A 20,386-nucleotide genomic window follows, 5' to 3' on the forward strand; every position below is an offset into this window, starting at 1 on the left:
GTTCCTCGGCCTGTCGGCCGGCGGCGTGCTGAAGCCCGCGATGGTCGCCAAGATGGCGGCCAAGCCGGTGATCTTCGCGCTGGCCAACCCGAGCCCCGAGATCTCGCCGGAAGACGCGCATGCGGTGCGCGCCGACGTCGTCATGGCGACCGGCCGCACCGACTACCCGAACCAGGTCAACAACGTCCTGTGCTTCCCCTACATCTTCCGCGGCGCGCTCGACTGCGGCGCGACGACCATCACCGACGAGATGGAAGTGGCGGCGGTGCATGCCATCGCCGACCTGGCGCAGGCCGAGCAGAGCGAGCGGGTGGCGGCCGCCTACGTCGGCGAGAAGCTGAGCTTCGGCCCCGAATACCTGATCCCGAAGCCTTTCGACCCGCGGCTCATGATGAAGATCGCGCCCGCTGTGGCCAAGGCCGCGGCCGAGAGCGGCGTCGCGCTGCGCCCGATCACCGACCTCGACGCCTACCGCGACAAGCTGCAGACCTTCGTCTACACCTCCGGCACGATGATGAAGCCGATCTTCGACGCCGCCAAGCGGGCGCCGAAGAAGCGGGTCGCCTACAGCGAGGGCGAGGAAGAGCGGGTGCTGCGTGCGGCCCAGATCGTGGTCGACGAGGGCATTGCCCGGCCGACCCTGATCGGGCGTCCGGCGATCATCGCGCAGCGGATCGAGAAGTTCGGCCTGCGGCTCAAGGAAGAACTCGACTACGACATCGTCAACGTCGAGCAGGACCACCGCTACCGCGATTTCTGGCAGACCTACCACCGCATGACAGAGCGCAAGGGCACCACGGTGCAGACCGCCAAGATCGAGATGCGGCGGCGCCTGACCCTGATCGGCGCCATGCTGCTGCACAAGGGCGACGTCGACGGCCTGATCTGCGGCACCTGGGGGACCACCGCGCTGCACCTGCACTACATCGACCAGGTGATCGGGCGGCGCCCAGGCGGCTGCCCCAGCACGCCGCAGGATGTGCCGATCTACGCCTGCATGAACGGCCTGCTGCTACCGGATCGCCAGGTGTTCCTGGTCGACACGCATGTCAACTACGACCCGACGCCCGAGGAACTGACCGAGATCACGACCATGGCGGCCGAGGAAATGATGCGCTTTGGCCTCAGGCCCAAGGCTGCGCTGCTGTCGCATTCGAACTTCGGCAGCAGCAACCAGCCGAGCGCGGTCAAGATGCGCCAGACGCTGGACCTGCTGCGGGTCCAGGCGCCCTGGCTCGAAGTCGACGGCGAGATGCACGGCGACATGGCGCTCGACGGCAAGCAGCGCGCCGCGGTGATGCCGCACAGCGCCCTGGCCGGCAATGCCAACCTGCTGGTGTTCCCCAACATCGACGCCGCCAATATCTCCTACAACCTGCTGAAGACGGCGGCCGGCGGCAACATCGCGATCGGGCCTGTGCTGCTCGGCGCGGCCAAACCCGTGCATATTCTGACGCCCAGCGCCACCGTGCGCCGCATCGTGAACATGACGGCGCTGACGGTCGCGGATGCCAACGCCGACCGATAAGCTGAGAATCGACAGCGAACGCTAACTTCAAAAGCGTCGCTTCTCCCTCTCACCTGCTCAAAGATTGAGCAGGTGCTTGCTATTTGCGCGTCCCTGGTGCACACTTGCGGGCTTGAATTTGCGGGTTAACCCCAAGGTTGACCCCCGGTTCGGTTCTCGCTCTTTTCCTTCTGGTGCCCCATGGCGGCTTACGCCTCGATCTCGTCCCCGGTTTCCAAGTTGGCGCTCACTGGCATGCTGCTGGTGGCGCTGGCGACGGGAGTCCAGGCTCGCGAATGGTTCGGCGCCCGTGACGGCTCCCCGGCACAGGAAACGGTCGCGCTGGCCGAACTGCCGGTGCAAGGCCAGCGTACCTATGAGGCCATTTTGAACGGTGGTCCTTTCCGGCACGAGAAAGACGGGACGGTGTTCGGCAACCGCGAACGTCTGCTGCCGCCGGAACGGCGAGGCCACTATCGAGAATACACGGTCGATACGCCCGGATCGCGTGACCGTGGCGGTCGGCGCATCGTCTGCGGAGGCGAGCGCACGACGCCATCGGGCTGCTGGTATACGGCAGACCATTACGCGAGCTTCCGGCGAATCGTGCCATGAACGAGCAACTGAATTGGAGCTGCGCCGAGAGGCGACCCGAAGAAATGACGACGACGACAACCATGGAAAGACCAGCGGAGATGACCTTATCCCTTCGTGCAGTGCGACCCAACATCGTGCAGTCGATTCGCGCCTTCCGCGTGAACGACCTGCAGGAAGCGGCGCATGCGGCCGGTCAGCATTTCCTGTACGCCAACCTGGGCAACGCCCAGACGAAGCAGGACGTGCTTGACCTGATTGCCCAGCAATTCACCTTCCCGCAGCACTTCGGCAAGAACTTCGACGCGTTGTACGACTGCATGACCGATCCCTTGCACAAATCGGGCCCGCAGCCGGGTTTCGTCATCGTGCTCGAGCAGATCCCGGCCAATGCCAAGTTCGACAAGGAAGCGCGCGAGCAACTGCTCGACATCTTCCGCGACGCCTCCGACTACTGGGGAGACCGGAAGATACCGTTCAGGTGCTTCTATTCTTTTCTGTAGCCCGTTCTGCACACACCAGCCAAGCAGAACGGGCGAATGAGGCTTCCCCGGACAATGCCGCCGCTCCGGCGACCGGCATCGATCTTCAACATGCAGACCCGGCAGCGGAAAAGATGCCGACCGACAAACTGGTCGACGTCTCGCCCCTGGCCCTGCGCATGAGCAGCCCCTTCAATGCGGGCTATTGGTTGGCAGCAGCGTAGCTGTTGCTCGCCCCTAGGTTGCCCGCACTTCGTGTCGGGCGCCCTCCCCCTGCTGGGGGCAACACCAGCGGCCCGGCGAAGCCGGTTCCGCGGTGTTTCACCAACAAGCCCTGCCTTAGGCGGGCTTTTTTTATGGCTGGACGGATTGGGCGAGGGCGACGTATTCGGCGACCGGCACTTCCTCGGCGCGGCGCTGGGTGTCGAAATCGCCGGCGAAGGCGTGTAGTTCCAGCCATTTGCCGAGCGTATGGCGCAGCAGCTTGCGGCGCTGGCTGAAGGCGACCTGGACGATCTCGCCGAGACGGGCGGCATCGACGGCCGGCGGCTCGGCTAGCGGCACCATGCGCACCACGGCGCTGTCGACGCGCGGTGGCGGGTCGAAGCTCTCGGGCGGGACGAACAGCACGTTGTCCATCGCGTAGCGCCATTGCAGCATCACGCTCAGGCGGCTGTAGTCCGAGGTGGCCGGCCGTGCCACCATGCGGTCGATGACTTCCTTCTGCAGCATGAAATGCTGGTCGGCAATCAGGTGCGCGAAACCCAGCAGGTGGAACAGGATCGGGGTCGAGATGTTGTAGGGCAGGTTGCCCACGACGCGCAGCGGCGCCGGCGAGAACTTGGCGGCCAACGCGGCGAAATCCACCTTGAGGACGTCGGACTCGATCACGTCCAGCTGGCCGTGCCCGCGCAGGCGCTGCGCCAGGTCGCGGTCCAACTCGATCACCGTGAGTCGTCCCAAGCGCTCGACGAGCGGCTGCGTCAATGCCGCCAGCCCCGGCCCGATCTCGACCATCGCGTCCCCGGCCTTCGGCGCGATCTCGCGCACGATGGCGTCGATGATTCCGCCGTCGGTCAGAAAGTGTTGCCCAAAGCGCTTGCGCGCAATGTGCCTCAACCCAGGCTCCCGGCCGCGGCTACACGAAGTGAGCCAACCTGGGGCGGAGCCATCATGATTGCGGCGCTTCGCGGTACTCGACGTAGGCGCGCGCGCGCACTTCCTGGGCCCAGGTGTCGGTGGCCTGCTCGACCCGCTTCTCGCGCATCACGGCGCGCACGGCCTCGCGCTGTTCGGCCTGGGTCAGCTTGGCTTCGCGCCGGCCCTGGACCTGGATCAGGTGGACGCCGAAACGCGTGACCACCGGGTCGCTGATCTCTCCAGGCGCCAGGCGGTTCACCACTTCCTCGAACTCGGGCACGAACACGCCGGGCCGCGACCAGCCCAGGTCGCCGCCTTGCTTGGCACTGCCGTCCTGCGAATTGTCGCGCGCCAGGCCGGCGAAGTCGGCCGTGCCGGCCTGCAGCCGCGTCTTGAACTCGGCCAGCTGGGCGACCGCCTCGGCCGTGTTGCGCTTCGAATCGTTGCGCAGCAGGATGTGCCGGACCTGGGTCTGCGTGATGACGGCGTCGCTGGCCCCGGGCTGCGATTTCGACAGCAGCTTGAGCACGTGGAAGCCGGCGCTGGAGCGGATCGGCCCGGCGATGCCGCCGACCGGCGTCGACTGCGTGGCCTCGACGATGATCCCCGGATAGCGGTCTGCGCTGCGCATGCCCAGCGCACCGCCCGCGGCACGGTCAGGCGCATCGGAATTCTCCTGGACCAGCTTGGTGAAGTCTTCGCCGGCACGGGCGCGCTGCGCCAGGGCCTGGGCGCGCTGCTGCAGCTTGGCCACGTCGGCCTCGCCGGCGTTTTCGGGCACCAGAACGACCAGTTGGGCAATGTTGATGTTGGGCGGGAACGCGGCATTGGCACCGGCGCGCTGATCCTTGATGAACTGGTCGACTTCGGCGTCGCTGATCTTGACCTTGGCTTCGATCTCGCGATCGCGCAGGCGCGTGAGGGTGAGCTGGTCACGCAAGTCGCGCCGGAACTGCTCTTGCGAGAGGCCCTGGGCCGCCACGCGGCGACGTAGTTCGACGAGGCTGATCTGGTTCTGCCGGGCGACGGTCTGCTCGGCCTGGTCGACCGCGAGATCGTCGACTTTCACCCCGGACTCCCTGCCCAACTGGAGCTGCGCGCGCTCGTTGATGAGCCGCTCCAGCACCATCTTCGCCAAGTCGGCGCGCGGAAGGCGCTCGGCGTCGGGATTCTCACGCAGCACGCGTTCCACGCGCGACTGCACCTCGGTGTTGGTCACCGGCTCGGAATTGACCAGCGCGACGATGTACTCGGCCGAACGCCGGGTCGCGGGCGCCGACGGGCGCGGCTGGCTCGGCATTGGGGCCGGCCCCACGCGCGGACCGCTGCGCATGATGTCGGTGATGCCCTGCGCGCCGGCTGTGGCAGTCAGCGCCGCGAGGCAGGCCAGGGTCAGGAGGGATCGGATGGGTGTCATGGCGAAGCTCGATCTCAGTCGTAATTGGTGAAGCGGCTCGGGCCGAGGCTGGGCTGGCGCAGGGGGGTGTAGCGCTGGATGTTCTGCGTCAATGTTCGTCTCGGGCTCGAGCCGACGCTGGCAAATCCGACCAGCTCGAGCTGGAACATGATTCGCGTGTTGGCTGTGACCTGGCCGGTGGTGACGCGTTCCACCACCACGCGCCCGATCCAGCAGCAGCCGTCGTATTCGAAGCCGAGAACCCCGTCGGTCAGTTTGCTGGACTCCAGACTGTAGTTCAAACGGCCTACTGCGTACCAGCGCCCACCGCCTTGACCCCTTCCGGAACCCAGGTCCTGGCCCTTGTCGCCCCAGAGGTCATTGAGTGGCCACTGCCAGCTGACGTCGAACGCCCGGTTGCCGTCATTGGAAGTTGGGGTAGTGTCGGCCTGGTAGCGGTAGGCGGCGCTGACCGTGCGGTAGGGCCCGGGGTTGTAGCGTGCGCTGATCGCGGTGCGGGCCGAGTTTTGCGTGTCCGGGTTGTACTGGACGGTGCCATCGACGCTCCATTTGGGCGTCCAGTTGATCTGGGCGCCCAGCAGCAGGTTGCTGACCCGGTCGGTGACCGGCACACCGCCGGGCATGGTGACCAACTGGTCGGCGAAGCGCAGCTGCTGGGCAACGCCGAAGCGCGCGGCCTCGGCGCCGGTGTCGGGGTCGATCAGCCGGGTGGTCGCGCCCAGGGTCAGCAGGTTGCTGTCGGAGATGCGGTCATCGCCCGAAAACGCGTTCTCGGTATAGACGGTGGCGAAATTGAAGTCGTTCTGCGCCGTGTCGTAGACCGGCAGGTAATTCTGGTTCCGGAAGGGCGTGTAGACATAGAAGGCACGGGGCTCCAGCGTCTGGCGGAAGGCGCGGCCGAAATAGTTGGCGTCGCGCTCGAAGATCAGGCCGCTGTCCAGGCTGAAGGTCGGCACCACGCGGTCCGCCGAGGTCGCACCGTTGGTCAGCAGCGGCGCATCGAACTGGTAGGCGGTCCCGTTCAGCATCACCTTCGGAACCACGAAGGTTCCGGGCGTTAGGAAGGGCCGGCTCAGCGAGGCCACCGAGAAGACCCGCTCGCCGTTGGGCTGGCCCTGCACGAACGGATTCTTCGCCTCGAAGCGCGTGTAGTCGTTGTTGAGCGAGATGTCGAAGCCGTTCCAGTCGAACTTGTTGTAGTTCGCCGTGATCTGCGGCATCCGGTCGTAGGGCGGCACGATCGGTGCCGGCGCGTACTGCAAGGTCTGGTAGCTCAGCGCGCGCGCCGTGCCGCTCCAGTCGCCCTTGGTCCAGTTGAGGGCGCCTTCATTGGCCAGCAGGCGCTGCGTCAACGAGGGCGTGTGCGTGAAGTCGCGCCAGTAGTCGTTGTCGCTCACGCGGTTGATGTTGAGCGTGCCGACCAGCGAGTCGAGGCTGAAGTACCGGGAGTCGAAAGTCTGGATGTGATGGGTCCAGATGCCCCAGCGGTCGCGGTCGCGCAGCTGGTCGTACGGCATGTAGTCGGCCCGGATCTCGCCGTTGTACTTTTCTTCCAGGTAGCGGAATTCGGTGCCCAGGTTGATGCCGCGCTTGGTCATCAGGGTCGGATACAGCGTGGCGTCGCGGTTGGGCGCGATGTTCCAGTAGAACGGCGTCGTGATGTCGATGCCGTTGACACTGTCGATGCCGATAACCGGTGGCAGCAGGCCGGTCTTGCGGTCGTTGCTGAGCGGGAAGCTCAGCGACGGGAAGGGCGGCGTGCTGATGCCCATGAAGGTCAGCCGCGCATTGGTCGCGACACCGACGTTTTCCTCGGTGTCGGTGGTCAGGGTCGCGGCGCTCAGCAGCCAGGCCGGCATCCAGCCCGGATAGTCCTCGGGCCGGCATGTGGTGTAGGTGGCCATGCGGGCGACCGACACGTTGCTGTCGACGAAGTCGATGCGCTCGGCGTCGCCCCGCCCGCCGGTGGCGAGAAAGCGGTAGCGGACCTTGTTGAAGAAGCCCTCGAAAGTCTCGAGCTTGAGCTCGAGTTCGGGCCCCTCGTAGACGTTGCCCGCCTGGTTGATGCGCACGTTGCCGGTGGCCCGCGCGCGGTCGTCGGGCTGGTAGTACTCGAGCCGGTCGGCGCGCAGCGACAGATCGCCCCGGCGCAGTGTGGCATTGCCTTCGACCACGGTCTCGAGGTCGGGCCGGCCGGAGATCTTGTCGCCGTTGACGAAGGTCGGCAGCTGCCCGCGCGTGGCCTCCGGGATGGTTTCCACGAGTTGCGGCGAGCGCTTGAGCACGAGCGGCGCGTCCAGGCCCGCGTCCTGTGCCCACGCGCCCTGCGCATGCAGCAGCGCCAGCGACAGCAGCGCCAGGGGCAAGGGCGGGCGGCACCGGCGCCAGGCGGCTCGGTTCAGGTCAGGCATCGGTACGGGACAAAATTCGGTCTGGGAGGGGGAAGACGGCGCCGGGGGCCATCGGGTTGCGAAGCTCCGCGCGAGGCGGATTTGTAGAATCGATTATCCATGACAGTCTCCCAGCTCCCGTCCGGCGCCGCCGCCCCCTCTCCCGAAGCACCGGCCTGGGGCGACCCGGCCCGCGCCACGTCGTTCCAGCATTGGATGGCGCGTGTTTCGGAACGCCATCACCTGCGGCCCGAGAGCGTGCGCATGGCCTCGGCCGATGCCAGCTTCCGCCGCTATTTCCGCGTCGATGCCGAACGCGGCGCCCCGACCCGGATCATCATGGACGCGCCGCCCGCGCAAGAGAACAGCGCGCCCTTCGTGCAGGTCGCCAAGCTGATGTCCGAAGCCGGCGTGAGCGCGCCGCAGGTGCTCGATTGGGAGCCCGCCGAGGGCTTCCTGCTGCTCGACGACCTGGGCCGGCAGACCATGCTGGACGTCATCGACCCGGCGAATCCGCAGGCGGCACGGCCCTTGTACGACCATGCGGTCGATGCCCTGATCCGCTGGCAGCTGGCTTCCAGGCCCGGCGTTCTGCCGCCTTACGACCGGGCGCTGCTGGAACGCGAACTGGCCCTGTTCCCCGACTGGTACATCGCGCGGCATCGCGGCGTGGCGATCGAAGGTCGGCTCAAGGAGCGGCTCGAGCGAAGTTTCAGGGCCATCGTCGAGAACAATCTCGCAGCCGCGCCGGTCTACGTCCACCGAGATTTCATGCCGCGAAATCTGATGATCGGCGAGGGCGATGCGCTCGGCGTGCTGGACTTCCAGGATGCGGTCTATGGTCCCATCACCTACGACATCGCGAGCCTGATGCGCGACGCATTCCTGAGCTGGGACGAGGAGTTCGTGCTCGACGTCACGRTGCGCTACTGGGAACGCGCCCGCAAGGCCGGCCTGCCGGTCGACGATGACTTCGGCGCCTTCTATCGGGCGGTCGAATGGATGGGTCTGCAGCGCCATCTGAAGGTGGCCGGCATCTTCGCCCGGCTGACGCTGCGCGACGGCAAGCCGAAGTACTTGGCCGATACGCCGCGCTTCATCGCCTACATCCGGTCCACTGCCGGTCGCTACAGCGAACTGACGCCGCTGCTGCGGGTCGTCGACGAGGTCGAAGGCACACAGGCGTTGAGCGGCTTCGCCTACGGACGCGTGTGACAGCGCGTTTCCACTGCGCGGTTGCGCTCGCCGCCGACGGCCCCCTGGTGCTGCCGGCCGGCGCGGCGCGCCACGTGCAAGTGCTGCGGATGCAGCCCGGCGATGCGCTGACGCTGTTCGACGGCCTGGGCGGCGAGTACGCCGCCACGGTCGAGCGCATGGGCCGCAGCGAGGTCGCGGTGCAGGTCGGCGCCCACACGGCGGTCGAACGCGAGGTGCCGCGTGCCGTCCACCTGGCGGTCGGCATGCCGGCCAACGAACGCATGGACTGGCTGGTCGAGAAGGCCACGGAACTCGGCGTGGCCAGCATCCAGCCCCTGATGACCGCCCACGGCGTGTTGAGGCTCAACGCCGAGCGGGCCGAGAAGAAGCGGACCCACTGGGAGGCGATCGCGATCGCGGCCTGCGAGCAATGCGGACGCAACCGCGTTCCACGGATCCATCCGGTGCAGGCCTTCGCTCCCTGGCTGGAGGCGCAGCAGCGAGACGCCGGGCGCTTCGTGCTGAGCCTGGCGCCCGGCACCCGCCAGGTCGCCGACGTTCTCGGTGCCGTGCAGGGCGGGCGCCCCGATGCCTGGGTGCTGAGCGGTCCGGAGGGCGGCCTCAGCGCCGCCGAGGAACAAGCTGCGATCGCGCAGGGTTTTGCGCCGTTGACGCTCGGTCCGCGCGTGCTGCGGGCCGAAACGGCCGCGCTGGCGGCCGTGGTCTGGCTGGCCGGCGGCTGATTCATGTCCTCGCGCCTGCTGGGCCGCCGGAGTGCGGCGCTCCTGCTCCTCGCCGCACTGGCCACCGGCGTCGCGCAGGCCCAGAACGCTGCGGTGGCGCCCACGCCCACCCACGTGCGGCCGGCGGTCGACCAGGCCTACTCGCAGCTGCTCGCCGCGCCTTCGATGCGCAAGCTGCTCGATGCGGTGGAGGCCGATCACGCGCGCTCGGTCGAGGACCTGCGCCTGCTGACTGAGATCGAGTCGCCGCCGTTCAAGGAGCAGAAGCGCGCCGAGGCCTTCCTGGCCCGCATGAAGGCGCTGGGACTGACCCAGGCTAGCATCGACGCCGAAGGCAATGTGATCGGACTGCGCAAGGGCAGCGGCAACGGCCCGAGGCTGCTGGTCTCGGCCCATCTCGACACTGTCTTTCCGGCCGGCACCGACGTTCGCGTGAAGGAACGCGACGGCCGGCTCTACGCACCGGGCATCTCGGACGACACGCGCGGCCTGTCGGTGCTGCTGTCCTGGCTCAAGGTGCTCAACGACCAGCAGGTGCAGACCGTGGGCGACCTGCTGTTCGTCGGCAGCGTCGGCGAGGAGGAGCTGGGCAACCTGCGTGGCATGAAGGCCATCTTCCGCGACCACCCCGACATCGACGGCATGGTCGGGTTGGAGCCGGCGGCCGACGGCACGGTGCTGGTGCTCGGTACCGCCAGCCACCGCTATGAAGTGAGCTTCAAGGGGCCCGGCGGCCACAGTTACGGCGCCTTCGGCAAGGTGCCGAGCGCGATCCACGGCATGGGCCGGGCGATCGCCCGCATCGCCGACATCGAGACGCCGGCATATCCGCGGACCACCTTCACGGTCGGCACGGTCGGCGGCGGCACCTCGGTCAATACCATCGCGCCGGACGCGCGCATGATGATCGACATCCGCTCCGACGAAATGGGTCCGCTGCTCGAGACCGAGAAGAAGGTGCTGGCCGCGATCGACGAAGCGGTGGCGGCGGAGAACAAGCGATGGAACACCGCAACGCTCAGCGCCTCCACGAAGCTGATCGGCGACCGGCCCGGCGGACGGACACCCTCTGATTCGGTGATTGTCGAAGCGGCGGTGCGCTCGAACGCCGCCTTCGGCCACAAGACCCTGCTGACAGGCGCCAGCACCGATGCGAACGTGCCGATGTCGCTCGGCATCCCGGCCATCATCATCGGCAGCGGGGGCCAGACCGGCGGCTTTCACGCGCTGTCCGAATGGATCGACGTGACAGACGCCTGGCACGGCGCGCAGAATGCCCTGGTGACGGTGCTCGGGCTGGTTGGCGTGCAGGGCGTGAGCGAACCCTTGCTGGCCAGGCGACCGCCGCGATCGAAATAGCGATTGAAATCACTTCAACATCAGGAGGTTCCCATGGGATTGCTGGATTCGGTTCTCGGACAGGTGCTTGGCGGCGCGCAACAGCCGCAGGGCGGAGGGGGCCTGGGCGACCTCGGTGCATTGCTGGGCGGCGGCGGCGGTTCCGCCGGCAATCTCGGCGGCCTGGCCGGTGCCCTCGGCGGCCTGCTGGCCAACAACGGCGAGCTCGGCGGACTCGGCGGCCTGGTTTCGAAGTTCGAGCAGGCCGGCATGGGCGACGTCATCGGCTCTTGGATCGGCAAGGGCGAGAACGCGCCGATCTCGGGCGGCCAACTTCAAGACGTGCTCGGCAGCGACGCGATCTCCGGCATCGCGCAGAAGCTCGGCATCAACAGCGCCACGCTGCTGCCGATGCTCGCCACGCTGCTGCCAACCTTGATCGATCACCTCACGCCCAAGGGCGAGGTGCCCGCCGACGGCCTGGGCACGCACGACGACCTGCTGTCGTCGCTGAGCGGGCTGCTGCAGAAGGGCTGACGACGCTTCAGTTCGACAGCCAGACCGACAGGCGCCCGCGAGGCGCCTTTTCTTCGGCCGTTCTGATCCGCGACCGTGATAGAACGGGCGACCCCCTCCTCTTCGGTCTCCATGAACCGCAATCTCTGGCTGCTCGCCATCTGCCAAGGCCTGTTCCTCACGAACAACGTCACCTTCATCGCGATCAATGGCCTGGTCGGGCTCTCGCTGGCGCCGCGCGGCTGGATGGCGACCTTGCCGGTGATGGGCTACGTGGTCGGCGGCGCGCTGGCGACCGGACTGGTGGCACGCACGCAGCAGCGCTTCGGGCGCCGCCGCTCTTTCCAGATCGGGATCGCGGTGGCGCTCGGGTCGGCGCTGTTGTGCGCGCAGGCGGCGCTCTGGCAGAACTTCTGGTTGCTGTGCCTGGCCACCGTGGTGGCCGGCTACTACAACGCCAACGCCGGCCTCTACCGCTTTGCCGCGGCCGAACTCACCGGCCCCGACTGGCGCGAAAAAGCGGTCTCGCTGGTGATGGCGGGCGGTCTGATCGGCGCCGTCGCCGGACCGAACCTGGCCGCGCTCACGCGCAACTGGTTTGCGGTGCCGTTCGCCGGTGCCTATGTCGCGCTGGCGGCGGTGGCGCTGCTGTCGATGGCGGTGATGAGCTTCATCGACTTTCCCCCGGCGCCGCCGCGCGGTGCAGGCCAGGGTGGGCGCCCGCTGGCCGAGATCGCGGGCCAGCCGACCTTCATCGTCGCGGCCGTCTCGGGCGCACTGGGTTTCGGCGTCATGAACCTGCTGATGGCCGCGACGCCGATCGCGATGCAGGTCTGCAGCCTGCCCTTCGAGGAGATCGCCCTGGTGCTCGAGTGGCACGTGATCGGCATGTTCGCGCCGGGCTTCTTCACCGGGCACCTGATCCGCCGAATCGGCGTGCTGCCGGTGATGGGCATGGGCCTGGCGCTCAACCTGGGTTGCATCATGGTGGCGCTGTCGGGCGTGGACCTGCGCCAGTTCGTCATTGCACTGTTCATGCTCGGCGTCGGCTGGAACTTCCTCTTCACGGGCAGCACCACTCTCTCGCTCGCGGCGTACACGCCCGAGGAACGCGACCGCGCCCAGGGCGCGCTCAACTTCTGCGTCTTCGCGACGCTGGCGCTGAGTTCTTTCGCGTCGGGCGTGCTGGTCACGACACAGGGCTGGCGACTGCTCAATTTCGGCTCGCTGGTTCCGGTGCTGCTGACCGGCGCAGCGCTGCTGTGGCTCGCACGACGCAAGCGCGCCGCTACCGCGGCTGCGGCCTGACTACGCAGCGGGGAAGCGGGTGTCGAGCCAGCGGCGCAGCGTCTCGAACACCGGCTCGGCGTCGCGCTCGTTGAAGATCTCGTGGTAGAGCGTCGGGAAGCAGGTGCTGCTGACGACCGCAGCCGGAGCGGCGTCGGCGAAGGCCCGGCTGCCGGCCGGCTTAACCAGCCGATCGTCACCCGCATAGACCAGCAGGGTGGGGACCTGCCAAGCCGGCGCTGCCGACTGCACCGCGGCGCCCTCGTCGGCCAGGAAGCGTGCCAGGCGGGCGCCGATGCGGTCGTGGCAAAGCGGATCGGCGCGGTAGGCCTCGACCACCGAACGATCGTGCGAGAGGAAGTCGGCATCGAGCCCGTTGCCGACGCGCAGACCAGGTGCCAGGCGCGACAGGGTGGCCAGCAGCAGCTTCTGGGCGGCGCTGAGTCCGGCATCGAGCGCCGGTGACGACAGCACCAGCGCATCGACCTCCCGCACCCCGCGCGCCACCGCGCTGGCCGCCACCAGGCCGCCCAGGCTGTGGCCCAGCAGCACCAGCGGCAGCCCGGGGAAGGCCCGGCGCGTATCGTCGACCACCAGCGCCAGGTCGTCGACCAGCCGGGCCGGGGTCGGCAAGCCGCCGCGTGCCCCGCTGGATACGCCGTGGCCCCGGTGGTCGGCGGCGCGGGCCGCGAAGCCCCAGCCGTTTAGACGCGCGGCGACCGTGCGGTAGCGCCCGGCATGCTCCCCCAAGCCGTGCACCATCAGCACGATGGCCCTGGCCATGCCGGTCCGGATCGGCCAGTCGTGCAGCGCCAGCGTTTCGCCGTCGGGCGTGCGCAGCGTCGTCAAGCTGCGCCGGCGCGGGCGGCCGGCAGCGCGGCGATCACTTCGGCCACCGCCGMCGTCAGTTTCTTCGCGTAGGGCACGTGCAGGAACTCGTTCGGTCCGTGGGCGTTGCTCTTCGGGCCCAGCACGCCGCAGACCATCATCTGCGACTTCGGGAATCCCTGGCTCAGCATGTTCATGAGAGGGATGGTGCCGCCCTGCCCGATATAGCCGCAATCGGCGCCGAAATGGGCCTGCGAGGCGGCGTTGAGCGCGCTTTCGAACCAGGACGCCGTGTCAGGCGCATTCCAGCCGGTGGCGCCGCCGCCGCTCTCGAAAGTCACCTTGGCCTGGTAGGGCGCGTTGTCTTCCAGCAGTTGCTTGAGTTCCTGCACCGCCAGGCCGGCATCGACCAGCGGAGGCAGCCGCAGCGAGAGCTTGAAGGCCGTGTAGGGGCGCAGCACGTTGCCGGCGTCCTTCAGTGCCGGGAAGCCTTCGGCACCGGTGACCGACAGCGTCGGCTTCCAGGTGCGGTTGAGCAGGGCCTCGAGCGGATCGGTGGTGGTTGGCAGCGCGAAGGTGGTCGAGCCGCCGCAGTCGTAGTGGGCCCAGGGAAAGCGCTTGTAGACCTCCTCGCCGAGGATCGCGGCCGTGGCGCGGGCCTGGGCCACCCGTTCGGCCGGCACTTCGCAGTGGAAGCTCTGCGGCAGCAGGCGGCCGGTCTTGCTGTCCTCGAGCCGGTCGAGCACCTGGCGCATGATGCGGAAGCTCGACGGCACCAGCCCCGAGGCATCGCCGGAGTGGATGCCTTCGGTCAGGATCTCGACCTTCAGCGTGCCGCTGGCCATGCCGCGCAGCGAGGTCGTGAGCCACAACTGGTCGTAGTTGCCGGCGCCCGAGTCGAGGCAGATGACCAGCGAGACCTCGCCCAATCGTGGCCGCAGCGCATCGACGTACGGCAGCAGGTCGTAGGAGCCGGACTCTTCGCAGGTCTCGATCAGGCCGACGATTCGAGGATGGGCCGCGCCCTGCGCCTTGAGCGCCTGCAGCGCGGCGACGCTGGCGTACACCGCGTAGCCGTCGTCGGCGCCGCCGCGGCCATAGAGCAGGCCGTTTTCGTACTTTGGCGTCCACGGGCCCAGGTCGCTGCGCCAGCCGGTGAACTCGGGCTGCTTGTCGAGATGGCCGTACATCAGCACGGTCTCCGTCATCGCGGTCCCGGTGGCGGGCACCTCGAAGAACAGCACCGGTGTGCGGCCCTCGAGGCGCACGATCTCGAGCTTCAGGCCCTCGACCTTCTGCGCCTCGACCCAGCTGGCGGCGTTGCGCAGCACGGTGTCGAGATAGCCGTTGTGCGACCAGTCCTTGTCGAAGCCCGGCGACTTGGCGGGAATGGCGATGTAGTCGGTGAGTTGTCTGACGATGTCCTGGTCCCATTGGGCGGAGACGTCGGACAGCGCGCGGCCGGCGTCGAGCAGGCCGGCGGGCATTTCACGGTGGAGGGGGGCGTTCATATCGAAAGGTCTCCGCGGAGTGGGGAAGCGATGTTAGTGCCACTTGGCGCTTCCTGCCCGCCAGCGCTGCCATCCGGCCCGCGGATGGGATAAAAAGGCGAGCTCCACCACACCGACCGAAGGGAAGCCATGGCAGCGCGCACCCCACGAGAAGCCGCTTCGACGAATCCGCGCATCCGCGTCGGCGTGGGAGGCTGGACCTACGAGCCCTGGCGGGACAATTTCTATCCCGCCAAGCTGCCCCATGCGCAGGAGCTGAGCTATGCGAGCCGGCATCTCACGGCGATCGAGGTCAACGGCACCTACTACAGCACCATGAAGCCGGCCAGCTTCAGGAAATGGAACGAAGAGACGCCCGACGGCTTCATGTTCTCGCTCAAGGCCTCGCGCTTCGCCACCAACCGCAAGCTGCTCGCGACCGCCGGTGATTCGATCGCACGATTCCTCGACAGCGGCATCGAGGAACTGGGCCCCAAGCTGGGTCCGATCGTGTGGCAGTTCATGCCGACCAAGGCCTTCGACGCGGAGGACTTCGCCGGCTTCCTCGCGCTGCTGCCGAAGAAGGCGGGCAGCAGGGAACTGCGTCATGTGATGGACGTGCGGCACGAGAGCTTCAAGTCGCCCGAGTACCTTGCGCTGGCGCGTGAGCACAAGGCGGCGACGGTGTTCACCGATTCCGAGAAGTTCCCGTCCTTCGCCGACCTGACCGGCGACTTCGCCTATGCGCGGCTCATGAACAGCGAGGCGACCCGCGAGACCGGCTACGCGCCCAAGTCGCTCGACGCGTGGGCCGAGAACGCACGCACCTGGGCCGCGGGCAAGACCCCGGCCGCGCTGCCGCATGTCGAGCAGGCCCCTCCATTGAAGGCCGCCAAGGCGCGCGATGTCTTCGTCTTCTTCATCAACGGCGCAAAAGAAAAGGCACCCGCCGCTGCGAGTGCCTTGATCGAGCGGCTGGCTTGAGCCAGCCTTGCTCAGGCCGCGGCCTGAAACGCGGCTGCCGGCTTGGCGGCGCTGCTCGAGGGCGCGGATGCGCCGAAGCTGATCTCGCCCGACAACTGGCCGCCYTCCTCGACGACGATCTTGCCGTAGCGGATCTTGCCGGTGACCTTGCCGGTCGAATGGATCACGAGCTTCTCGCGCACCGTCAGGTTGCCATCGAACAGGCCGCGGATCTCGGCGATGTCGATTTCGGCCGAGCCCTTGAAGGCACCTTGCTCGGCGATCTGCATGACGCGCGAATCCATCGTCGCTTCCACCAGGCCCTCGACCACCAGCGTGTCGCAATCCGTGATCTCGACGCCCTTGAGCTTGATGTTGGGACCGACGGTGAGCTTGCTGCCGCCTTCCTTGGCAACACTCGCCGCGGCGTTGGCGGCCTGGGTGGTGAGCGTCGACGGACTGACGGGCGTGCCCGACAGATTGGTGTTCGAACCCATCAGTGGCGCGGGACGGGAGGTGAGATTTTCGGCTTCGCGATCACGTTTGCCGAAGAAGGGGGACTGTGTGGCCAATGGGTAGCTCCTCAAAAGGTCTATCGTAAGAAGCACATTTCGCCTCACGGCACTTCATTGCGCAAGAGGCGTAACTGAATAAATCCAGATGCGACAAGATTTGCGAACTTTCGCTCTCTATTTGCCGCTTTTTCTGTCCGCAGGCTCAAATTTGAAGCCAGGCGACGCGCCCTTGTGCCGCATCGCCCACGCGCGAAATGAAGTCGTCGGCCACCGGTTCCGGCAGGCTGAAGTCGAAATGCACCATGCTTTCGTGGCGCACGCCGTCGAGTGCGGCACCGACCGCTGCGATCTCGCGCCGCAACAGTCCCTCGAGCGCATAGGGCACCGCGCAGTGGAGCGCGCGCTGGCGCACCTGCGGCAGCAGCGGGGCATCGATCAGCGTCTGCGCGATGCTGTCGGTGTAGGCTCGCACGAGGCCGCCAGCACCCAGCTTGACGCCGCCGAAATAGCGAACCACCGTCGCCAGCACGCCGTCGAGATCGTGGTGCCTGAGCACTTCGAGCATCGGCCGGCCGGCGGTGCCGCCCGGCTCGCCATCGTCATTGGCCGCCGATTGGCCACCCGCCATGAGTGCCCAGCAGACATGCGCCGCCGCCGGGTGTTCGCGACGCAGCGCATCGACCACCGCCTGTGCCCCGGCACGATCGGCCACCGGCTGGACACAGCCGATGAAACGGCTCTTCTTGATGACGAGTTCGCTGTGGCGCGCGGCTGCGAGTGTGAATGGCATGGCCTCGGGACCTGGGCGAGCGTCAACCCCGTTCGAACTTGAAGACGGCGGTGCTGGCGCGCGCGTTCGGCAGCCAGCGCACTTCACGTCCATCCTGCAGGCCGAAGGCGTCGAGCACACGCAGGCGGTTCTTGTGCGCCAGTGCCTCGAAATCCTTGAAGGTGCCGACGCGGATGTTGGGCGTGTCGTACCACTGGTAGGGCAGGCGACGCGTGACCGGCATGCGGCCGCGCGCGATGCTGATGCGGTTCGGCCAGTGGGCGAAATTGGGGAAGGCGACGATGCCGATGCGGCCCACGCGCGCGGTCTCGCGCAGCATCACCTCGGCATTGCGCAGGTGTTGCAGCGTGTCGATCTGGAGCACCACGTCGAAGGAGGCGTCGTCGAACATCGCCAGCCCCTCGTCGAGGTTGAGCTGGATCACGTCGACGCCGCGCCGCACGCACTGCAGCACGTTGCCGTCGGCGATCTCGACGCCGTAGCCGCTGCAACCGCGCTCGCGCTGCAGCAGGTCGAGCAGCGCGCCGTCGCCGCAGCCGAGGTCCAGCACGCGCGCGCCTTTGGGCACCAGGCGGGCGATCGAGTTCTGAGTGTGAATGTCGCTCATGCGGCGGCCCCTTCGAAGGCTGCCGCGATGCGCTCGAAGTAGGAGCGCACTACGCTCATGTAGCGCACGTCGTCCAGCAGGAAGGCGTCGTGGCCGTGCGGTGCATCGATCTCGGCGTAGCTCACGTTGCGGCGGTTGTCGAGCAGCGCCTTCACGATCTCGCGGCTGCGTGAGGGCGAGAAGCGCCAATCGGTGCTGAAGCTCACCAGCAGGAACTTGGCACTGGCCTGGGCCAGTGCCGCGCCGAGGTCGCCGCCGAAGTCGCGTGCCGGATCGAAATAGTCGAGCGCGCGCGTGATCAGCAGGTAGGTGTTGGCGTCGAAGTACTCGCTGAACTTGTCGCCGTTGTAGCGCAGGTAGCTTTCGATCTGGAACTCGACCTCCTGTGTCGAGTAGAGGAACTCGGTGTTCGCGGCGCTGCCCTCGACGGCGCTGCGCAGCGCGCGGCCGAACTTCTCGTTCATCACGTCGTCGCTCTGGTAGGTGATGTGGCCGATCATGCGGGCGATGCGCAAGCCGCGCCGCGGGATCACGCCATGGTCGTAGAAATGGCCGCCGTGGAAGTCGGGATCGGTGACGATGGCGCGCCGCGCCACTTCGTTGAAGGCGATGTTCTGCGCCGTCAGGCTCGGCGCGCTGGCGACCACCACCGCATGCTGCACGCGCTTCGGATACTGCAGCGTCCACGACAAAGCCTGCATGCCGCCGAGGCTGCCGCCCATCACGGCCGCGAGGCGTTCGATGCCGAGCGCGTCGAGCAGCGCGGCCTGGGCCGCGACCCAATCCTCGACCGTGACCACCGGGAAGTCGGCACCGTAGGCGCGCCCGGTCTCGGGGTTGTCGTGCATCGGCCCGGTGGAGCCGAAGCAGGAGCCCAGGTTGTTGATGCCGATGACGAAGAAGCGGTCGGTGTCGACCGGCTTGCCGGGACCGATCATGTTGTCCCACCAGCCTTCGGACTTCGGCTGGTCGGCGTAGACCCCGGCCACATGATGGGACGCATTGAGCGCATGGCACACCAGCACCGCATTGCTGCGCTCGGCGTTGAGCCGGCCATAGGTTTCGTAGGCCAGCGTGTAGTTGCTGATCGACGCGCCGCTGCGGAGTGACAGCGGGCCCGCGAACTGCATCGATTGCGGAGTGACGACGAAGGACATGAATGAAAAAGACCCGGCCTCGCCAAAAACGAGCCGGGTCCGGCATCCGTCTTTAGCTGCATTTGTAGAGCGCCCGCAAGCTGGAGCAAATCGGCGCGTGGCGGAAGTATATGTCGCTCAACCCCAGCCGATCAACGCGGCGACGCCCAGCACCAGGAAGATGGCGGCGGAGAGGCCATGCACGAGCTTGATCGGCACGCGCTTGACGATGCGCTCGCCCAGCCAGACCACCGGCGCGTTGGCCAGCATCATGCCCAGCGTGGTTCCCATGACGACCCACACGTAGGCATCCACGTAGCGCGCCGCGAGCATCACGGTGGCGATCTGCGTCTTGTCGCCCATCTCGGCGAGGAAGAAGGCCAGCAAGGTGGTTCCRAAGACGCCGAAGTGCGAGGACTTGGGAACGTCGCCGTCGTCGATCTTGTCCGGGATCAGCATCCACAGCGCCATCGCGATAAAGGAGCCGCCGAGGATCCAACGAAGGATGTTGGGGCCCAGGAAGTGGGTGACCCAGTTGCCGACCGCGCCGGCGAGCGCGTGGTTCAGGATCGTGGCGGCAAAAATGCCGGCCACGATCGGCCACGGCTTTCGGAATCGCGCCGCCAGGATGAGGGCGAGAAGCTGGGTCTTGTCACCCATCTCGGCGAGCGCGACCACGCCGGTTGCAACGAAAAAAGCTTCCATGAGGGAAAGGGACTCCGACGGCCGAAGGACGCAATTGACCGCGCAACACCTTCGGCCGAATCCCGAAGTTGCGCGGTCAAAGGTCTCGCCAGGCTGCTGCTGATTGCGCCATGTGCTGCACAGGTGCAGGACAAGTCTGTTGACGCAAACCCTTCTCGCGATGGAAGGCGGCTACTCCCCAATGACCGGGCGATTGTAGCGTGCCCGGGAGCCTATATGTAAGCGAGCGCTGACTCCAAAATAAATTCGCCAGGCCGTCGACTGGGTGCAAATTCCTACTTGCATTTCATCCGTTTCACCCATAATGCACGAGCCTCCCTTCAAAATTCGGGGGCGAATCGGTGATCGGTCAGTTTCGCGCAACCCGGCGGATGTTTCGCCGGATTGCTGCTCTCGGGACTCCATCGCTTTTCTTGATGTGTTTATAGGAGTCCCTTGATGGGCAACAAACTGTACGTCGGTAACCTGCCTTACTCGGTGCGCGACGGTGATCTCGAGCAAGCCTTCGGCCAATTCGGTGCCGTGACGAGCGCCAAAGTCATGATGGAACGCGATACCGGTCGTTCCAAGGGCTTTGGTTTTGTCGAGATGGGCAGTGATGCAGAAGCACAAGCAGCCATCAATGGCATGAACGGCCAACCCCTCGGCGGCCGCAGCGTGGTCGTCAACGAAGCCCGTCCGATGGAAGCCCGTCCGCCGCGCAGCGGTGGTGGCTACGGCGGCGGCGGCGGCGGTTATGGC

At 67.0% G+C, this 20,386-nt stretch carries 20 protein-coding genes and 1 riboswitch; of the genes, 10 read left to right on the forward strand and 10 right to left on the reverse strand.

Annotation, left to right across the window (positions count from 1 at the left end):
- The 3 genes from AC1DY5_RS10770 to AC1DY5_RS10780 all read left to right on the forward strand — a co-directional run.
- Positions 1-1,528: phosphate acyltransferase (locus tag AC1DY5_RS10770; RefSeq protein ID WP_478111274.1), on the forward strand; the 1,528-nt coding region annotated here is incomplete at its 5' end.
- 180 nt (positions 1,529-1,708) lie between these two features.
- Positions 1,709-2,122, forward strand: a complete 414-nt coding sequence (locus tag AC1DY5_RS10775; RefSeq protein WP_478111275.1) for a guanyl-specific ribonuclease — start codon at positions 1,709-1,711, stop codon at positions 2,120-2,122.
- 80 nt (positions 2,123-2,202) lie between these two features.
- The gene (locus tag AC1DY5_RS10780) at positions 2,203-2,604 is read left to right on the forward strand and encodes a barstar family protein (RefSeq protein WP_478111276.1); all 402 of its coding nucleotides are present in this window, start codon (positions 2,203-2,205) and stop codon (positions 2,602-2,604) included.
- Between the two features lie 333 nt (positions 2,605-2,937).
- Here AC1DY5_RS10780 and rsmA read toward each other — a convergent pair whose 3' ends face one another.
- Genes rsmA through AC1DY5_RS10795 form a run of 3 tightly spaced genes read right to left on the reverse strand, consistent with a single transcriptional unit; the run spans position 2,938 to position 7,551 of the window.
- Entirely contained in the window at positions 2,938-3,702 is a 765-nt protein-coding gene (gene rsmA, locus AC1DY5_RS10785) for a 16S rRNA (adenine(1518)-N(6)/adenine(1519)-N(6))-dimethyltransferase RsmA (RefSeq protein ID WP_478111277.1), read from the reverse strand.
- A 52-nt stretch (positions 3,703-3,754) separates the two neighbouring features.
- Positions 3,755-5,140 carry a peptidylprolyl isomerase gene (locus AC1DY5_RS10790; protein WP_478111278.1) on the reverse strand — a complete coding sequence of 462 codons (1,386 nt, stop codon included), beginning with the start codon at positions 5,138-5,140 and terminating at the stop codon, positions 3,755-3,757.
- A 14-nt stretch (positions 5,141-5,154) separates the two neighbouring features.
- The gene (locus tag AC1DY5_RS10795) at positions 5,155-7,551 is read right to left on the reverse strand and encodes an LPS-assembly protein LptD (RefSeq protein ID WP_478111279.1); all 2,397 of its coding nucleotides are present in this window, start codon (positions 7,549-7,551) and stop codon (positions 5,155-5,157) included.
- A 99-nt stretch (positions 7,552-7,650) separates the two neighbouring features.
- Here AC1DY5_RS10795 and AC1DY5_RS10800 point away from each other — a divergent pair, with 99 nt between their 5' ends.
- The 5 genes from AC1DY5_RS10800 (at position 7,651) to AC1DY5_RS10820 (ending at position 12,632) form a co-directional block, all read left to right on the forward strand.
- Positions 7,651-8,745: an aminoglycoside phosphotransferase family protein gene (locus AC1DY5_RS10800; RefSeq protein WP_478111280.1), complete on the forward strand. Its 1,095-nt coding sequence runs from the start codon at positions 7,651-7,653 to the stop codon at positions 8,743-8,745.
- Positions 8,742-9,470, forward strand: a complete 729-nt coding sequence (locus AC1DY5_RS10805; protein WP_478111281.1) for a 16S rRNA (uracil(1498)-N(3))-methyltransferase — start codon at positions 8,742-8,744, stop codon at positions 9,468-9,470. Before AC1DY5_RS10800 ends, AC1DY5_RS10805 begins: the two co-directional genes overlap by 4 nt.
- Before the next feature lie 3 nt (positions 9,471-9,473).
- Positions 9,474-10,829 (forward strand): M20/M25/M40 family metallo-hydrolase, encoded by a 1,356-nt coding sequence (locus AC1DY5_RS10810; protein WP_478111282.1) that lies wholly within the window; start codon positions 9,474-9,476, stop codon positions 10,827-10,829.
- Positions 10,830-10,862: 33 nt separating this feature from the next.
- The gene (locus AC1DY5_RS10815) at positions 10,863-11,345 is read left to right on the forward strand and encodes a YidB family protein (RefSeq protein WP_478111283.1); all 483 of its coding nucleotides are present in this window, start codon (positions 10,863-10,865) and stop codon (positions 11,343-11,345) included.
- A gap of 111 nt (positions 11,346-11,456) precedes the next feature.
- Positions 11,457-12,632: an MFS transporter gene (locus tag AC1DY5_RS10820; RefSeq protein ID WP_478111284.1), complete on the forward strand. Its 1,176-nt coding sequence runs from the start codon at positions 11,457-11,459 to the stop codon at positions 12,630-12,632.
- On the opposite strand, the gene AC1DY5_RS10825 is transcribed toward AC1DY5_RS10820, so the two are convergent.
- Both AC1DY5_RS10825 and AC1DY5_RS10830 read right to left on the reverse strand, forming a co-directional pair.
- Complete coding sequence (locus AC1DY5_RS10825; protein ID WP_478111285.1) at positions 12,633-13,460, reverse strand: lysophospholipase; 828 nt, start codon at positions 13,458-13,460, stop codon at positions 12,633-12,635.
- Complete coding sequence (locus AC1DY5_RS10830) at positions 13,457-14,950, reverse strand: M20 family metallopeptidase (protein ID WP_478111286.1); 1,494 nt, start codon at positions 14,948-14,950, stop codon at positions 13,457-13,459. Before AC1DY5_RS10830 ends, AC1DY5_RS10825 begins: the two co-directional genes overlap by 4 nt.
- Before the next feature lie 129 nt (positions 14,951-15,079).
- Between AC1DY5_RS10830 and AC1DY5_RS10835 the strand changes: the two genes are divergently transcribed.
- The gene (locus AC1DY5_RS10835; protein WP_478111287.1) at positions 15,080-15,913 is read left to right on the forward strand and encodes a DUF72 domain-containing protein; all 834 of its coding nucleotides are present in this window, start codon (positions 15,080-15,082) and stop codon (positions 15,911-15,913) included.
- 11 nt (positions 15,914-15,924) lie between these two features.
- Here the strand turns inward: AC1DY5_RS10835 and AC1DY5_RS10840 are convergent, their stop codons facing one another.
- The 5 genes from AC1DY5_RS10840 to AC1DY5_RS10860 form a co-directional block, all read right to left on the reverse strand.
- Entirely contained in the window at positions 15,925-16,464 is a 540-nt protein-coding gene (locus tag AC1DY5_RS10840; protein ID WP_478111288.1) for a bactofilin family protein, read from the reverse strand.
- A 145-nt stretch (positions 16,465-16,609) separates the two neighbouring features.
- Entirely contained in the window at positions 16,610-17,197 is a 588-nt protein-coding gene (locus AC1DY5_RS10845; RefSeq protein ID WP_478111289.1) for an IMPACT family protein, read from the reverse strand.
- Positions 17,198-17,219: 22 nt separating this feature from the next.
- Positions 17,220-17,804 carry a methionine biosynthesis protein MetW gene (metW, locus tag AC1DY5_RS10850; RefSeq protein ID WP_478111290.1) on the reverse strand — a complete coding sequence of 195 codons (585 nt, stop codon included), beginning with the start codon at positions 17,802-17,804 and terminating at the stop codon, positions 17,220-17,222.
- Positions 17,801-18,961, reverse strand: a complete 1,161-nt coding sequence (gene metX, locus AC1DY5_RS10855; protein ID WP_478111291.1) for a homoserine O-succinyltransferase MetX — start codon at positions 18,959-18,961, stop codon at positions 17,801-17,803. Before metX ends, metW begins: the two co-directional genes overlap by 4 nt.
- A 117-nt stretch (positions 18,962-19,078) precedes the next feature.
- Entirely contained in the window at positions 19,079-19,645 is a 567-nt protein-coding gene (locus AC1DY5_RS10860; RefSeq protein ID WP_478111292.1) for a TMEM165/GDT1 family protein, read from the reverse strand.
- A gap of 16 nt (positions 19,646-19,661) precedes the next feature.
- Positions 19,662-19,837, reverse strand: a riboswitch (yybP-ykoY riboswitch).
- Between the two features lie 246 nt (positions 19,838-20,083).
- On the opposite strand from AC1DY5_RS10860, the gene AC1DY5_RS10865 reads away from it, so the two are divergent.
- Positions 20,084-20,386: RNA recognition motif domain-containing protein (locus AC1DY5_RS10865; RefSeq protein ID WP_478111293.1), on the forward strand; the 303-nt coding region annotated here is incomplete at its 3' end.

Source organism: Variovorax sp. P4_D9 (genome assembly GCF_056401695.1).

Bases quoted from the DNA above. Each gene is read 5' to 3' on its own strand.
- AC1DY5_RS10775 (WP_478111275.1), top strand. From the start codon at position 1,709: ATGGCGGCTTACGCCTCGATCTCGTCCCCGGTTTCCAAGTTGGCGCTC.
- AC1DY5_RS10780 (WP_478111276.1), top strand. From the start codon at position 2,203: ATGACCTTATCCCTTCGTGCAGTGCGACCCAACATCGTGCAGTCGATT.
- AC1DY5_RS10790 (WP_478111278.1), bottom strand. From the start codon at position 5,140: ATGACACCCATCCGATCCCTCCTGACCCTGGCCTGCCTCGCGGCGCTG.
- AC1DY5_RS10795 (WP_478111279.1), bottom strand. From the start codon at position 7,551: ATGCCTGACCTGAACCGAGCCGCCTGGCGCCGGTGCCGCCCGCCCTTG.
- AC1DY5_RS10810 (WP_478111282.1), top strand. From the start codon at position 9,474: ATGTCCTCGCGCCTGCTGGGCCGCCGGAGTGCGGCGCTCCTGCTCCTC.
- AC1DY5_RS10815 (WP_478111283.1), top strand. From the start codon at position 10,863: ATGGGATTGCTGGATTCGGTTCTCGGACAGGTGCTTGGCGGCGCGCAA.
- AC1DY5_RS10820 (WP_478111284.1), top strand. From the start codon at position 11,457: ATGAACCGCAATCTCTGGCTGCTCGCCATCTGCCAAGGCCTGTTCCTC.
- AC1DY5_RS10835 (WP_478111287.1), top strand. From the start codon at position 15,080: ATGGCAGCGCGCACCCCACGAGAAGCCGCTTCGACGAATCCGCGCATC.
- AC1DY5_RS10845 (WP_478111289.1), bottom strand. From the start codon at position 17,197: ATGCCATTCACACTCGCAGCCGCGCGCCACAGCGAACTCGTCATCAAG.
- metW (WP_478111290.1), bottom strand. From the start codon at position 17,804: ATGAGCGACATTCACACTCAGAACTCGATCGCCCGCCTGGTGCCCAAA.
- metX (WP_478111291.1), bottom strand. From the start codon at position 18,961: ATGTCCTTCGTCGTCACTCCGCAATCGATGCAGTTCGCGGGCCCGCTG.